13 protein-coding genes and 6 pseudogenes are annotated in these 14,608 nt (G+C 39.1%); 12 read left to right on the top strand and 7 right to left on the bottom strand.

Features of this window, described 5'->3' with window-relative positions; genetic code table 11:
• Positions 1-76: 76 nt before the first annotated feature.
• From ACLKMH_RS03770 to ACLKMH_RS03740, 7 genes and pseudogenes are all read right to left on the bottom strand, one after another.
• Positions 77-348, bottom strand: a pseudogene (locus ACLKMH_RS03770) (K+/H+ antiporter subunit F).
• Positions 342-790 (bottom strand): annotated as a pseudogene (locus tag ACLKMH_RS03765) (Na+/H+ antiporter subunit E). Before ACLKMH_RS03765 ends, ACLKMH_RS03770 begins: the two co-directional pseudogenes overlap by 7 nt.
• Before the next feature lie 4 nt (positions 791-794).
• Positions 795-1,238, bottom strand: a complete 444-nt coding sequence (locus ACLKMH_RS03760; protein ID WP_413700922.1) for a proton-conducting transporter membrane subunit — start codon at positions 1,236-1,238, stop codon at positions 795-797.
• 80 nt (positions 1,239-1,318) lie between these two features.
• A complete protein-coding gene (locus tag ACLKMH_RS03755; protein ID WP_413700921.1) occupies positions 1,319-1,996 on the bottom strand; it encodes a proton-conducting transporter membrane subunit in 678 nt (225 codons plus the stop codon).
• Complete coding sequence (locus ACLKMH_RS03750) at positions 1,996-2,337, bottom strand: hypothetical protein (protein WP_413700920.1); 342 nt, start codon at positions 2,335-2,337, stop codon at positions 1,996-1,998. Before ACLKMH_RS03750 ends, ACLKMH_RS03755 begins: the two co-directional genes overlap by 1 nt.
• 3 nt (positions 2,338-2,340) lie before the next feature.
• Positions 2,341-2,694: a Na+/H+ antiporter subunit C gene (locus ACLKMH_RS03745; protein WP_413700919.1), complete on the bottom strand. Its 354-nt coding sequence runs from the start codon at positions 2,692-2,694 to the stop codon at positions 2,341-2,343.
• A pseudogene (locus tag ACLKMH_RS03740) lies at positions 2,694-5,497 on the bottom strand (monovalent cation/H+ antiporter subunit A). Before ACLKMH_RS03740 ends, ACLKMH_RS03745 begins: the two are co-directional and overlap by 1 nt.
• Before the next feature lie 513 nt (positions 5,498-6,010).
• Between ACLKMH_RS03740 and ACLKMH_RS03735 the strand changes: the two are divergent.
• From ACLKMH_RS03735 to ACLKMH_RS03680, 12 genes and pseudogenes are all read left to right on the top strand, one after another.
• Positions 6,011-6,307: a LysE family translocator gene (locus ACLKMH_RS03735; RefSeq protein ID WP_413700918.1), complete on the top strand. Its 297-nt coding sequence runs from the start codon at positions 6,011-6,013 to the stop codon at positions 6,305-6,307.
• Positions 6,279-6,641: a LysE family translocator gene (locus ACLKMH_RS03730; protein WP_413700917.1), complete on the top strand. Its 363-nt coding sequence runs from the start codon at positions 6,279-6,281 to the stop codon at positions 6,639-6,641. The genes ACLKMH_RS03735 and ACLKMH_RS03730 overlap by 29 nt, the downstream gene beginning before the upstream one ends.
• A 519-nt stretch (positions 6,642-7,160) precedes the next feature.
• Positions 7,161-8,358: pseudogene (locus ACLKMH_RS03725) on the top strand (efflux RND transporter periplasmic adaptor subunit).
• Positions 8,359-8,361: 3 nt separating this feature from the next.
• Positions 8,362-9,037, top strand: a pseudogene (locus ACLKMH_RS03720) (ABC transporter ATP-binding protein); the annotation flags it as partial.
• Between the two features lie 83 nt (positions 9,038-9,120).
• Positions 9,121-10,315, top strand: a pseudogene (locus tag ACLKMH_RS03715) (ABC transporter permease); the annotation flags it as partial.
• A 4-nt stretch (positions 10,316-10,319) separates the two neighbouring features.
• Positions 10,320-10,805, top strand: coding sequence for a TolC family protein (locus ACLKMH_RS03710; protein WP_413700916.1), 486 nt, complete (start codon positions 10,320-10,322; stop codon positions 10,803-10,805).
• Complete coding sequence (locus ACLKMH_RS03705; RefSeq protein WP_413700915.1) at positions 10,759-11,310, top strand: TolC family protein; 552 nt, start codon at positions 10,759-10,761, stop codon at positions 11,308-11,310. Before ACLKMH_RS03710 ends, ACLKMH_RS03705 begins: the two co-directional genes overlap by 47 nt.
• Entirely contained in the window at positions 11,222-11,512 is a 291-nt protein-coding gene (locus tag ACLKMH_RS03700) for a TolC family protein (RefSeq protein WP_413700914.1), read from the top strand. Before ACLKMH_RS03705 ends, ACLKMH_RS03700 begins: the two co-directional genes overlap by 89 nt.
• On the top strand, positions 11,472-11,741 hold the full coding sequence (locus ACLKMH_RS03695; protein WP_413702251.1) for a TolC family protein: 270 nt from the start codon (positions 11,472-11,474) through the stop codon (positions 11,739-11,741). The genes ACLKMH_RS03700 and ACLKMH_RS03695 overlap by 41 nt, the downstream gene beginning before the upstream one ends.
• A gap of 71 nt (positions 11,742-11,812) precedes the next feature.
• Positions 11,813-13,183 carry an ATP-binding protein gene (locus tag ACLKMH_RS03690; protein WP_413700913.1) on the top strand — a complete coding sequence of 457 codons (1,371 nt, stop codon included), beginning with the start codon at positions 11,813-11,815 and terminating at the stop codon, positions 13,181-13,183.
• Positions 13,180-13,881, top strand: coding sequence for a response regulator (locus ACLKMH_RS03685; RefSeq protein WP_413700912.1), 702 nt, complete (start codon positions 13,180-13,182; stop codon positions 13,879-13,881). The genes ACLKMH_RS03690 and ACLKMH_RS03685 overlap by 4 nt, the downstream gene beginning before the upstream one ends.
• 92 nt (positions 13,882-13,973) lie before the next feature.
• A complete protein-coding gene (locus ACLKMH_RS03680; RefSeq protein ID WP_413700911.1) occupies positions 13,974-14,582 on the top strand; it encodes a glutathione S-transferase N-terminal domain-containing protein in 609 nt (202 codons plus the stop codon).
• Positions 14,583-14,608: the final 26 nt, after the last annotated feature.

The raw sequence follows: 14,608 nt of genomic DNA, 5'->3' as shown, positions 1-14,608 counted from the left end.
TATAGGAGCCTAGCAATATAAATACACCGCCAACAATAAGAAAAAGACTACAAATAATTTCTAACATTTAAATGCCCTATTCAATGATGTCGCCACGCAACAAAAACTTACAAAATGCAGCCGGTACTAATGAAACCAAGTAAGGCAATCAAAGCAAGCAACCTCAAAATAAACATCGCTTTGAGTATAAATACCAAACAATAAAATCAAAGCAACCGAATTTACGTACATAGTATCAACCGCCAAAATGCGATCTGTTGTGCTAGGACCAATGATTAAACGCCAAGCATTTAATAGTAGTGAAACAAATACACAGGCCATCGCAAATTGTAAACTTATCGCTAGCATTTGAAAATCTCCTGAAGTGGTAACTCATAACGTCGCTTAATATTATCAATAATGGCTTGTTCATCTTCAAGATGCAGAACATGAACATATAAAATAGTCTTATTATGCGAGAAGTCAGCGCTCAAGGTACCGGGTGTTAATGAGATGGTGCTACTCAAAATTGTCAGGGGAAGCTCTCCTTTAATTCAAGATGATAAGCAATCATTCCTGGCTTTAATGTTTTATTGCTTTGCACAACACGCACCGCCACATCAAAATTACTCTTAACGATATCAACCAATAAGTGTAAAAAATACATAGTGACTTTAACCGGTTGATTAGCTACTGGCTCTCTAGGACACAGAGGTGCAACTAGGACAGGTATACCTAACGCAAAAAAAGTAGCAAGTAACAGATTGCCAGGATCAACACCATTAAGCAGTGCCCAAACCGTAAATAACATCAAACTATGATAAGGCATCGGAAATAAACGTGACATTATTGACTCCCTTAAGGTTAAGCATGTTTGGTAGAGGATATTCATGTAATTGTTTAGCGACTGTTTGAGTAAAGCTTTCAACATCGTTGGCAAATACAACCAAACAAAGTAATAACAATACAATTAAGAATAGCGGGATAAGTTCCATTGAATGCACTTTGTCTGTTTCAGGTGCTTCTCCACTGGCTTTCCAGAATAAATAACTGGTAGCACGCGAGGTTGCAACCAAAGTCACAAAAGAGCTAATCAAAATAAGTGCCCAACTTGCCACCATCCAATCACTAGTAAAGGTTGCTTTAAGTAATAAGGCTTTACCGATAAAACCAGATAAAGGTGGTAAACCAATCATTGCAATCGCCATAACCAAGAAAACAAAACTTAACAGTCCAGATGATGGTAGAACCACGAGCACTAACAAAACGATCCTGTGGTTTTGGTCTTAGGCGAACAACAATTCCAGCAAATAAGAACATCGCACAACCTGCCAATGTACTATGAATAAGGTAATAAAACCCTGCAAAGACTAGCCTGCTCATTATTTTGAGCGATGATCAGTAATAAACTACCCACAGATGCAATAATTAAATAACTTGCAAGTTGTCGTAGTGTTTTACTACCTAAGATACCCACGGCGACAACCGCAATAGTTAATAATGCCAAAGGATTTAACCATTGTAATACAGGCGCTGATAAGGGATCGACACCTGTACCAAATACCACTCCATGAATACGCCATAAACAATACAAACCAACTTTAGTGAGAATAGCAAATAAGGCGACAACCGGAGCACTGGTTGCGCTGTAGGTTTTAGCTAACCAAAAATGCAAAGGTAACATGGCTGATTTAAGTGCGAAAACTACAAATAACAAAAAGATACCCGCTTGCGCCAGTAACAATTGCGTGCCTTCAATTTGCTGTGCTTTTAATGATAAGTCGGCATAACTTAATGTACCAAAGGCGGCATAAACAATACCAAGGGCAATCAAGAATATTGAGGAACCTAATAAATTTAAAAATAAGTAATGAGAATTTGCCAATACACGGGTTTTACCACCACCATGTATCATCAAAGAATAGGAAGCCATCAATAAAATTTCGAAAAATACAAATAAATTGAAGATATCAGCAGTTAAAAACGCACCACAAATACCAGCGATCTGAAACATCATTAAGGGATGAAAAAACACTCCTTTTTTATCGTCGCCAGCACAACTATAAAGCAAAGCAAAAAGGCAACCAAACAGGTTAACAGCACCAATAGTGCACTTATTTGATCAACATATAATGCAATACCGTAGGGTTGTTGCCAATTACCCAACTGGTAGACAATGGGCCCTTGTAATATAACTGTACGTAGTAATTCAATGGCAAAATACAAACCTACGCCCTGCGAACAAATTGCAATCAGACGTTGTACATTTATATATTCGCTGAAACGTGCGAATAATAGAACAATCCCCATTAGGATTGGCGTAATAATTGGCAATATCGCTAAATGATCTTGAAGCATGAACTACGATGCCTCCGTTTTAGATGAAACGTCTAGTTGCTCTTTACCATCAACATGATCATTACCGCTATCAGAACGAGCTCGCATCGCTTGTATACAAGCAAAAGCGGTCATCGCAAAGCCAATCACGATTGCTGTTAAAACTAAAGCTTGTGGTAGAGGGTCACTAGTAATTGTTTCATCACCTAAAATTGTCGCGCTATCGATAGTCAAACCACCACTAGCAAACAAAAACAAATTGACTGCGTAGGACAATAACGTTAAGCCAAGTACTAAGGTAAATGTATGAGCACGTAACATCAAAAATATGCCACAAGCAGTTGCAATACCAACTGCGACTGAAAACCAAATTTCCATTATTGCTGTTCCTCTGCAACTTTTAAACGTTCACTGGTAGTGAGTTTACCTAGGTTCGATAATATCACCATTGTCGAGCCAACCACGGTTAAATAAACACCCAAATCAAATACCAACGCAGAGGTAAGTTCAAATTTACCAATAACAGGTAAGCTGAAATAGTCAAACCAAGTGGTTAAGAATGGATAACCCCAGAACCAAGGGTGCTATGCCGGTTAACAAAGCAATCATTAATCCACTCACAATCAAGCTTTTATAGACTATTTTGTTACGCGAAGTAACCCAAGTCACCCCGTGGGCGAAGTACTGCAGAATCAGCCCCACAGCAGTTATTAAGCCAGCAATAAAGCCACCACCAGGTAAATTGTGCCCACGAAGGAAGATATAAGCTGAAATCAACAAAGCTAAAGGCAATAAACTCTGAGACACCACAGATAAAATCATTGGGTGCTTATCTTCACTCCAAAGGCGACCATCCGCATCACGGGTACGAATAAATAAACGCATACGCGCAATCAGCTTGTGTATCCCTAAGGCCGCAATACCCAGTACGAGAATTTCACCCATGGTATCGAAACCACGGAAATCGACCAAAATGACGTTAACAACGTTAGTACCGCCACCACCTGTTTTTGCGTTATCGATATAAAATTGTGATACCGACTCACTGTGATAAGTGAGCATTAATAGACACACAGTACCAACAACAGCACCGACTGTGGTCGCTAACAAAATATCACGGGCAAAACCACCTGGTCCAGTTGCACTTCGTGCCGTGGTTTGTGGAAAAAAGTAGAGAGTTAACAATAAGAGAATAATGGCCACTACTTCAACTAATACTTGCGTTAAAGCTAGGTCAGGTGCTGAATAATAGTTAAAGGCAATTGAAACCACCAAACCCACTAAAGACAACATAGCCAGTGCCATAATCCGATGATGACTCACTAATACCGTTGCTATTGAACCTAATATTAACAATATACTACCCACTATCACGGGCATTTCAGTTTGCGTAAGTGCTAATCGATCCAAAGGCTCTGTAATTTGTGAAAGTGGTATTACTAGCATCACTAATGCAAATGTCGCCAGAACCAAAGCACTGCGCTGATAACTACCATTATCAATCCAATCAATCACTTTTACCGCACTATCCTGTACCCGATAAATGACTTTATCAAAGATCTCACTGGCATTGATTGTCTTAAAGCTAGATTGGAAGCGGAACAATTGTTTACGACTAATATAAATCAATGCGCCACCAACAATTGCCATAAAACTCATCAGAAGTGGAATATTAAAGCCATGCCATATTGCTAAACTAAACTCTGGTATGGCACCATTTATTGTTGCTTGTCCTGCAACATTAAGTAGCGCGCCAATAGTCAAGTTTGGAAATGCACCAACTAAAAGACATATTGCCACCAGCACTTCAACGGGTACACGCATGTAACGTGGAGGCTCATGTGGGGTTTTAGGTAAATCACGAGGCTCACCATTGTAGAAAACATCATGGATAAAGCGTAATGAATAAGCCACCGAAAGTGTCGCGCCAACTGTTGCTAAGACAGGAATCAACCAAGAAATCGCACCAATAGAGCGTTGTCCAAGCACTTCAGCAAAAAACATTTCTTTAGATAAGAAACCGTTAAGTAAAGGCACCCCAGCCATTGCCGCATGCGCAACCATCGCTAATGTTGCCGTGATTGGCATATATTTGAAAAGGCCATTTAACTTGCGCATGTCCCGCGAACCTGACTCATGGTCAATAATCCCAGCGACCATAAATAGTGACGCTTTAAAAGTTGCATGGTTGATAATATGAAAAACCGCGACTACTGCAGCCTAAGTCACTATTCAGGCCAAATAGCGACGTAATCAAACCTAAGTGACTAATGGTAGAATAGGCTAATAGTCCCTTTAAATCATGTTGGAAAACAGCGGAATAGGCGCCATAAAGTAAGGTCATTAGGCCGGTAGCTGTAACCAATACAAACCACATATCTGTACCTGAAAGGGCTGGGTATAAACGTGCTAATAAGAATACGCCTGCTTTAACCATAGTAGCAGAGTGTAAATAGGCACTCACTGGCGTAGGTGCGACCATGGCATGTGGTAACCAAAAATGGAATGGAAATTGTGCAGATTTAGTGAAAGCGCCAAGTAGCACTAAAATCAAGATCGCAGGATAGTAGGAACTTGCTCGAATCACATCACCGGCATTTAATACAACATCTAATTCATAACTGCCCACGGTTTCACCAATAAGCATAACACCAGCTAACAGGCAAAGACCACCTAGCCCAGTAATGGTAAGGGCTAAACGAGCACCTTTACGTGCCTCGCTTTTGTGAGTCCAAAAGCTAATCAATAAGAAACTGGAAATACTGGTCATTTCCCAAAAAAACCACATTTGTATCAAGTTGCCACTGAGTACGATGCCTAACATGGCGACCATGAACAGGATCAAATAACTATAGAATCGCGACATATTATCGCGTTCACTTAAATAATAACGCGCATACAAAATAACCAGTAAACCAATAACAAGAATTAGCGTTGCAAACAGAAATGCTAAACCATCTAAGCGCAAGCTTAGATTTAATCCGAGTGAACTTACCCAGGCTATCTGTTGGGAAATGATCTCACCATCAAAAACAGCAAACATCTCACTGAACAATAGTGCCAAGCTGGCCACAGGTAATAACGCAGTAAATAAGGCTATTTGGCTTCGGCCAAATCCTTTTACTATCATTGGTACAACTACCCCTAGAATGGGTAGAAAACACATCAGAAACAATTTCATTAAATTCAGTTCGATTGTTAAACAATAATAGAATATTAGTTAGTTATGTTACATAAATCTAGGGTTATCAAATTAAAAAGTCCTACTCGGGCATTTTTCAATCGATTAAGCTCATTCCTTCACTGCCCTAACAAACTCAGTGATGTTTGTTAATTAGGTATGTTTTTATCAAAATAAGTGTTTCTACAGCCACTAATAATCGAGGTGGTATTTTAAAGCATTTTTGCAGTGATGAAGTCCACTCAAATGAGACTCTTCCGTTAATTGAGACAAAAGAAGTATTAGATTCATTTCCCAGTGAAGTAAATATAAATATAAATGATTGGAAGATATGGGTTATTACATTGCCGTGACTGTCTTTCTATGGCAGATTGTAGTTTAATAAACCTTGAAAACGAAGGTGCAAAATAAGACAAAGGATCTGGGTTGTTAGAAAATATAAATTATAAACCGTTAAATATTCAACTTTCTGCCTAGAAAATCACCTTTCACTAATTTAATAAGAAGGTTTACATGTCATTTGAAAGTGCAGTTACTTTTTTTATCGCCATCTTTGTGTTTGGTATTACTCCCGGCCCTGGTGTATTTGCAATTTTATCAAGAGCGCTTGTATCTGGTTGGAAAAGTTGCGTAGCATTGACGATTGGCATGGTTGGTAGTGATATAATCTACCTCATTTTAGCTTGTTTTGGATTAGCAACGATAGCCGAGAACTATTCGGGATTATTTACTGTTATTCGTTATATTGGTGCAGCTGTATCTTATTTACTTGGGTTATCGAATGTTTACGACAATACCCGAAACAAATAAAATATTAGCTGATGACAGTCAGCAGAAAAAGAGTCTTTCAATTTTATCGAGTTTACTTCAAGGTTTTTTAATATCGGCATCCAACCCTAAAGTGATTCTTTTTTACATTGCTTTTTTACCAACATTTATTGATTTAAGTATTTTAAAACATGAAGATATTGTATTGGTTTCATTATTAGCGGGAGTGGCGTTAACACTAGGGCTAATGATGATTGCTTATATCGCTGCTCGTGCGGCTAAATTATTAAAAACACCACTTGCTCAAATTCGCTTAAATAAAAGCGCAGGTGGCATTATGTTTCTTGCAGGAACTTATTTGGCAGTAAGTCGCTAGTGACTGATAACCACAGGCTTTACCCTTGTAAGCCCGGATCACGCTTGTAATCACCTGCATTAAAGTATGATCTTGTAATTTACAGTCGATGCGATGAGTACATCGAAGCCCGTTAACAGCATATCTTTAACAAAAAATACAGTGTTACCAAACTGTTTGTTATACCAATTCCGTTTTTCTCCATTTATTAAGGATTAAAGCCAAAGGAATTTTAAAAGTTATTGATAACTCTGTCGTAAATTAGCATGACGACGTAACTGAGTGACCTTCAATCATCAGTGGCAAACCAAATCAACTGTGTAACTAATAGTTTTCAAAGCTCGAAAATTAACATTAAAAAAAGGCAAACTAACGAGCAAAAACCCAAATTAACTCCACCAGCACACATTTTCCACACAATTCATTAAAAACCACAAAAAAAACCAAAATACAACAACTTAAAAACCTTCAACTGTTCATATTTAGCCCATATTTAACGTTTAGAATTGATTATTTAAAACATTAAATCGGTATCCACTCATGAACAAAAAACTAAAATATATTCTTGTGTTTATATTTCTTATTGCTGGCATTGCTTACTCTGCAAACTATTTTATTTTCAGCGCGAACAAAACAGAACCCATTTTTACTACCGATTTTGTTAAAAAAGGTGATATTGAAAATGTTGTTTTAACCAATGGAGTTTTGTATCCCTATAAGCTGGTAGATGTTGGCTCTCAGGTCGCAGGTCAAATACAGAATATTGCGGTTAATCTGGGGGATGAGGTAAAACAAGGTGATCTAATCGCCCAGATTGATAGCTTAAGTCAACAAAATGCATTAAAAGAAGCGCAGGCGTCTCTAAATATTATTAATGCTCAGTATCGAGCCAAACAAGCGCAGATCAGAGAAGCCACATCTGAATTTAAGCGTCAGAAAAAAATGCTCACTGATGGTGCCAGCTCACAGTCTGCCTATGATAGTGCTGAAGCCACTTTGATGGTTTATGAAGCAGAGCTTGAACAGCTCAAAGCACAAAAAGAACAATCACTGATCAGCGTTGATGATGCAAAAATAGATCTTGGTTATACCAAAATCAGCGCGCCTATCGATGGCACCATTGTTTATATTTCCGTTGAAGAGGGCCAGACACTTAGTGACAATCAAGATATTCCAACCATTGTTGAAATAGCTCAACTGAACACGATGACAGTAAAAGCCGAAGTTTCAGAGGCTGACGTTATCCATATAACCCCAGGACAAGAGGTCTATTTTTCAATCCTTGGCGCACCTAAACAAAAATATTGGGGTGTGCTTCGTGCAATTGAACCAGGGCCAACATTAATGACCGGTGATGACAGCGAGGTGACTATCGGTGATAGCGATGCAATTTACTACAATGCCCTGTTTGATATTGAAAACCCAGATCGTTTATTACGATTTGGTATGACCGCGCAGGTTTCGATTATTTTAAATAAGGCACAGAATACCTTATTAGTGCCTGCTCAAGTCCTTATTGAAAAGCCTCACCAGCAAGGCTATCAGGTTGCTTTATTGCAACAAGGGAAAGAGGTATATCAGGATGTTGAGGTTGGCATTAACAATAAAATCTATGCACAAATTTTATCCGGTTTGCGAGCAAGGTGACGAAATTATTATCGGCCAAGCTTCTTCAACGGACAGTGCTAAAAGCAATCTTCAAAGGCCTGGCGGTCGCCAACAGCAGATGAGGTTTTAGGCTATGAGTGAGGTGTTATTAGAAATCAAACAAGTAAGCCGACATTTTAGTGCTGGTGATCAGGACTTAATAGTGCTCAACAGGGTTAACTTAAAAATACATCGTGGTGAAATGATCGCTATTGTTGGTGCATCGGGTTCGGGAAAATCAACATTAATGAATATTCTTGGTTGTCTGGATAAACCTTCTTCGGGAAGATACCTGATTAATGGCCAAGATACTTCGCAGATGGATGAAGATGATCTGGCGACCTTACGTCGTGAATACTTTGGTTTTATCTTTCAACGCTACCACTTACTTGGCGATCTTAGTGCAATTGGCAATGTTGAAATACCAGCTTTATATGCCAGTGAAGATAAAAACGCACGTCGTCAGAAAGCTCAACACCTACTGACTCGTCTTGGATTAAATGACCGAATGGATCACAAACCCAGTCAACTGAGTGGCGGACAACAACAACGTGTTAGTGTTGCTCGAGCATTAGTTAATGGAGGCGATGTTATCTTAGCGGATGAACCGACTGGCGCGCTCGATAGTAACAGTAGTGAAGAGATGATGAAGTTGCTACAAGAGCTACATCAAGATGGCCACACAATTATTCTGGTTACCCATGATCAACATGTTGCCGGCTTTGCAGATCGTATTATTGAGATAAAAGATGGAGAAATTACCAGCGATCGAGCAACTAAACCAACACAGCAAACAATTACGCCTCCGCGCACAGACCTCCTAAACCCTACCCTGAAAAACAAAAGATTTGATTGGGCACGCTACTTTGAGACACTCAAGATGGCGTTGATTGCCATGTCAGCGCATAAACTGCGTACCTTCCTAACCATGCTAGGGATTATTATTGGCATTGCCTCAGTGGTTTCTGTGGTTGCATTAGGTACGGGTTCGCAACAGTCTGTTCTTGAGAATATGGCATCCATGGGAACGAACACCATTGAAATTAAACCCGGTACAGGTTTTGGGGATCGTCGTTCAGATCGCGTACGTACACTAACAGCGAGTGATGCTAATGCCTTAAAAAGACTGCCTTTTGTTGACAGCGTAACGCCAACTGTACGCACTAATGTCGCAATTCGTTACTCGAATCAAGCAGTAACCGGTGAGGTTCAAGGAGTCGGTAGCGAGTACTTTCGAGTGCGAGGTTATAGCTTAGCACAGGGGCAATACTTTGATGAAGATAGTGTCGAGTCACTTGCTCAGGTGGCGGTTATTGATGCCAATACCGTTACCGAATTATTTGCCGATGAAACAGCTATCGGTAAAGTGATATTTCTTGGTCAACTACCCGCCAGAGTCATTGGTGTCACAGAGCCCAAAGAAAGTGCCTTTGGTAATAGTGATGAACTGAATGTTTGGCTTCCCTACACAACCGTTTCTAGCCGTATATTTAGGCAGAATGACGTTAATGATATTACGGTACGTGTTAATGAGAGCGTCTCAAGTAGTGTCTGCTGAACAGGGAATTATTCGCCTGTTAACCATGCGTCACGGAGTACAAGATTTCTTTACCGTTAATACCGACACTGTACGAGAAAATATTGAAAAGACTTCGGCAACCATGACCCTACTGATCTCAACCATTGCTTTTATCTCCCTAGTTGTTGGCGGTATTGGTGTAATGAACATTATGTTGGTATCAGTAACAGAAAGGACACGAGAGATTGGTATACGTATGGCCGTTGGTGCGCGTAAGAGTGATATTCTGCGTCAGTTTCTGATTGAGGCGGTTCTGGTATGTGTCTGTGGCGGCATTCTTGGTATCTCTCTGGCTTTTTTAGTGGGTATTATCTTTGCTTCAAGTAGCAGTGATTTTCAGATGGTTTATTCGATTAATTCCATTATTGCCGCATTTGCCTGTTCAACAATGATCGGCCTGCTATTCGGGTATCTACCCGCTCGTAGTGTCACCAAACTAAACCCCGTCGATGCACTGGCAAGAGACTAATATTATGAAAAACAAACTATTTCGTCTACTACCCTTAATATTGTGTCTAGCCTTACTAACAGGTTGTAGCTTACTTCAACGCAGTGAATTTGTGATGCCAGAAGCTGACATTCCCGAGCATTGGCAACAAGCAGAGCACAGTACAACTACAACAGAAAGCACAGCAGAAAATAAAAGAAGAGATAAATGGTGGGAGCAATTTAATAACCCTGAATTAAACCGTTTAATTGAGCAAACTTTACACAGTAATAATGATCTTGCATTAGCGACCCTTACCCTGCGTCAAGCGCGTTTAAGTGCAAGGTTAAGTGATAATGATCAACTGCCCGAGCTGACCTTTAAAGGAGCCTCTTCTAATGAAAAGTATTTTAATAGTGGTAAAACTAACAATAGTTATAGCACTAGTACGTCATTAAGTTATGAGCTGGATTTGTGGGGAGAACTTGCAAGCAACAGCAGATGCTTCGCAATGGACAGCACAAGCCAGTGAACAGGACAGAGAAAGCACAGCACAAAGCTTAGTGGTGACAGTCGCTACCTTGTATTGGAAAATTGGTTATTTAAATCAAAGAATCAACCTTGCAAACCTTAATATTGAAGGATTACAGCAAGTTATCACTTTGACAAAACATCGCTATGAGAATGGTTCTGAAACGCGCTTAGCTGTACTTGAATCTACCCAGAGTTTATACAAGCAACAGGTAACCTACAATGAGTTACAACAACAACTCAGCGAAGCTAAAAATGCCTTATCAATATTACTTAATCGCCCTTTAGAAGATGCATTACTCAAGATAGATAAACTACCTGAACAAGCACTGCCTGATATTAGTGCAGGTATTCCTGCTGATTTGTTAGTGCGTCGCCCTGATATTAAAGCAACCTTATATACCTTAGAAGTCTACTTTGGCGAGTCAAGATGCAGTTGTCGGAAGCTACTTTCCAACGTTAACGCTAACGGGTTCACTTGGTACATCCTCTTCACAACTGATTAAATTCTTACACAACCCATTAGCGACATTAGGCACCGAATTAACCCTGCCATTTCTTAACTGGAATGAGATGCAACTTGATAAAAAAGTTGCCCAACTTGATTATCAAAAAGCGATAATTAATTATCGAATCGCTCTCTATAATGCCTTTGAAGAGGTAGCGAATTACCTATCAGCGAGGCGAACATTATCAGTATCAAGGTGAAAAATTACATGATCAATACGTTAATGCGCAACAGGTTGAAAAGATTTATGAAAGCCAATATAGCGTTGGTGCGATTAATATGGTTGATTGGATAAATGCCATGGAAGAACGCCGAGATGCGCAGGCTACTTTGATAGAAAATGAGTATAATCAATTTATTACCCAAGCTAAGCTATATCAATCATTAGGTGGTAAGGATATCGCCCCAGCAATAGAAAGCAGTTATTAGGAATCTAAGTTGAAACTATTCTATAAATTTTTTTGGCATTTTGCCTCACCAGTTTTGTGGCGGTGGGGTTAATGCTTGCATTAATAACCACTAATCTATCAAAGGGTTTTAATGATTTTGTTAATGAAGCGGAGCGAAAACAACTAGCTTATCTAAAAAGTAGAATTATTTCCTTTTATCAGGAGAATGGTAGCTGGCAAGCATTAAAAGGAAATGAACAATTATGGAAAGAGATGCTCAGGGCTAAATCAGATGATGACCAATCAACCACTAAGTCCTCACCCGATATACTTGAAACAGAAAATAGTCTGGTCGCGCTAAGTCACTTATTACAGACTCGAAAGCGCTTGAGCTTGTATGATCTGAATAAACAAGTCATTTTTGGCAAACCTGTAATGGCAGATAATCCTTATAGCGAGGTTATCAAAATAGATGAAAAAACCATCGGCTGGTTGAGTCTTGTTCCCTCAGAGCTTGCCGAAGGCAGTCCAGGAAATCTATTTTTAGCACAACAATATAAAAGTTATTATGTAATTGCCCTAGCCGTTATCAGCTTAGCATTTATCACCGCATGGTTTTTTTCAAGGCACCTAGTCGCACCAATCAGTTCACTTATCGAAGGTACCTACACATTAATTCGTGGTAATTATCGTATCCGCATCGAAAAAAGGACCCACGATGAGTTGGCGTTATTGTCCGATAACGTCAATGTATTAGCTGAAACGCTCGATAAAAACCAGAATAACCGTTTTAAATGGATGTCCGATGTTTCTCATGAACTCAAAACGCCATTAACAGTCTTAAGAGGTCAGTTAATTGCAATTCAAGATGGGGTGTTTGTCGCCGATGAAAAGCGTATTCAGTTATTTGTCGATCAGATTGATAGCCTCAGTAATATTGTTAATGACCTCTATCAGCTATCTATCACGGATGTGGGTGGGCTTTCCTATAAAAAGGAACAACTAAACCCGATCCAGATATTAGTGCAAGTTGCGGATAGCTTTGCGACCAAGTTTGAACAAAAACAGTTAGCCGTCGATTGCTCTCGACTCGCTCCCTTGTTGACGGATAAAAAATCACTGGTATTAGCCGATAAAGATAGAATAAGGCAGTTATTCATTAATTTATTAGAAAACACCTATCGCTATACGGATTCCCCAGGTGGCATTAATATCTCGGCTGAGATTATCGAGCAAGATTTAACGGTGCAAATACAGGATTCAGCACCAAGTGTCGCTTCGGAGATTCAAGAAAAACTATTTGATCGTTTCTATCGTGTTGAGCAATCACGCAACCGTGGTTATGGTGGTTCAGGATTAGGACTTGCCCTGTGCAAACAGATTGTAGATGCCCATCAGGGAACAATCAACACATCGGACTCATCATTAGGCGGACTGAGCATCAACATAATACTACCGCTACACAGGAGCTATCCGCAGTGAATAAGCAGACCATTTTAATTGTTGAAGACGAAACTCATATTGCCGAGGTATTGATCGCCTATTGTCAGAATACTGGTTACCTTGTTAAACACCTTAACAGTGGTGCAGGAGTGATCAGCTTTGTTAAAGAGAATAGTGTGGACCTGGTTTTACTGGATCTGATGCTACCGGATATTGATGGCTTGGAGATTTGCAAACAAGTCCGAACTTTTTCACAACTACCGATAATTATGCTCACCGCAAAAAGTGAAGAAATAGACAAACTATTAGGATTAGAATTTGGCGCAGACGATTATATCTGCAAACCATTTAGCCCCCGAGAGGTCATGGCTCGTATCAAAACAGTGTTACGACGTGTGGTAAACTCAACTGAGAAGGACGCAAACCTCATTAAACATTCCGGTTTTAAGATGAAAACCGATGAGTATGAAGTGAGTTTTAAGGGCGAGTTTTTAGATTTAACACCAAGAGAGTTTTTAATACTCAAACTGTTTTTAGAAAATTGTGGTCGTGTTTTTAGTCGAGTTGAAATCTTAGACCATGCCTACAAAGACACATCTGATATATCCGATCGTAATATCGATACACATATCAAAAACATCCGTAAGAAGATTAATAAAATATCCGATAATGAGGCTTCAATTGAATCTGTCTATGGCATAGGTTATAAATTTAAAAAACAATTGAACCTCAGCTAAATACAAATTATTGTGGTTTTTGTTTTAAATCATCAAACTAAAATAATGAACTATACAGCTTTATTATGTGTTACTTCAGATAGGTATAATTAATGGAATTAATCGTAGGTACAGACTCAACTTGGTCACTTAGAGCTTGGATTTGTAGTCAATTGGCTCAAATAGATCTTAATGTTGTCGTAATTGATTTAACAAGCCATGATTATAAAACTCAAATATTTAATGTATCGCCATCAGGGTTAGTTCCCGCTTTAATCAATGGCCCCATGGTTATTCATGATTCATTAGCCATAACTGAGTACTTCAATGAATGCGCTAAAGATTATCTTTTTCCTAGCAATGAGCAAGATAGAGCAATGTCTAGAAGCTTATGTGCAGAATTACACTCAGGTTTTTTTCATCTAAGAACTCAATGTCCATTTACTCTAGATACAGCTACCCCATTATCGGACTTTAGTATTGGCATTAAAAATGAGATAACACGCTTAGAGTCTATCTTTGAAAAAGCACACTTACCCTATATGTTTTCTTCTGCTGGAGCAGTTGATGCCTATTATTCAATATTAGCTTATAGATTAAAAACATACGGAATTATATTAAATGGCAAAGCTGGACAATATCAGCAAAGTTTACTTGATTGGTCATATTTACAAGAAGCCATAAAACTAGCTAAAGATTGGAAAAACGAATCAATAGGTTAACATTTTAATTAATTCAGATTTTAATT

The organism is Psychromonas sp. KJ10-10, from assembly GCF_047323245.1.
Classification (GTDB): domain Bacteria; phylum Pseudomonadota; class Gammaproteobacteria; order Enterobacterales; family Psychromonadaceae; genus Psychromonas.
The sequence above is the reverse complement of the archived record's forward strand: the minus strand, read 5'-3'. Positions and strand labels throughout refer to the sequence as shown.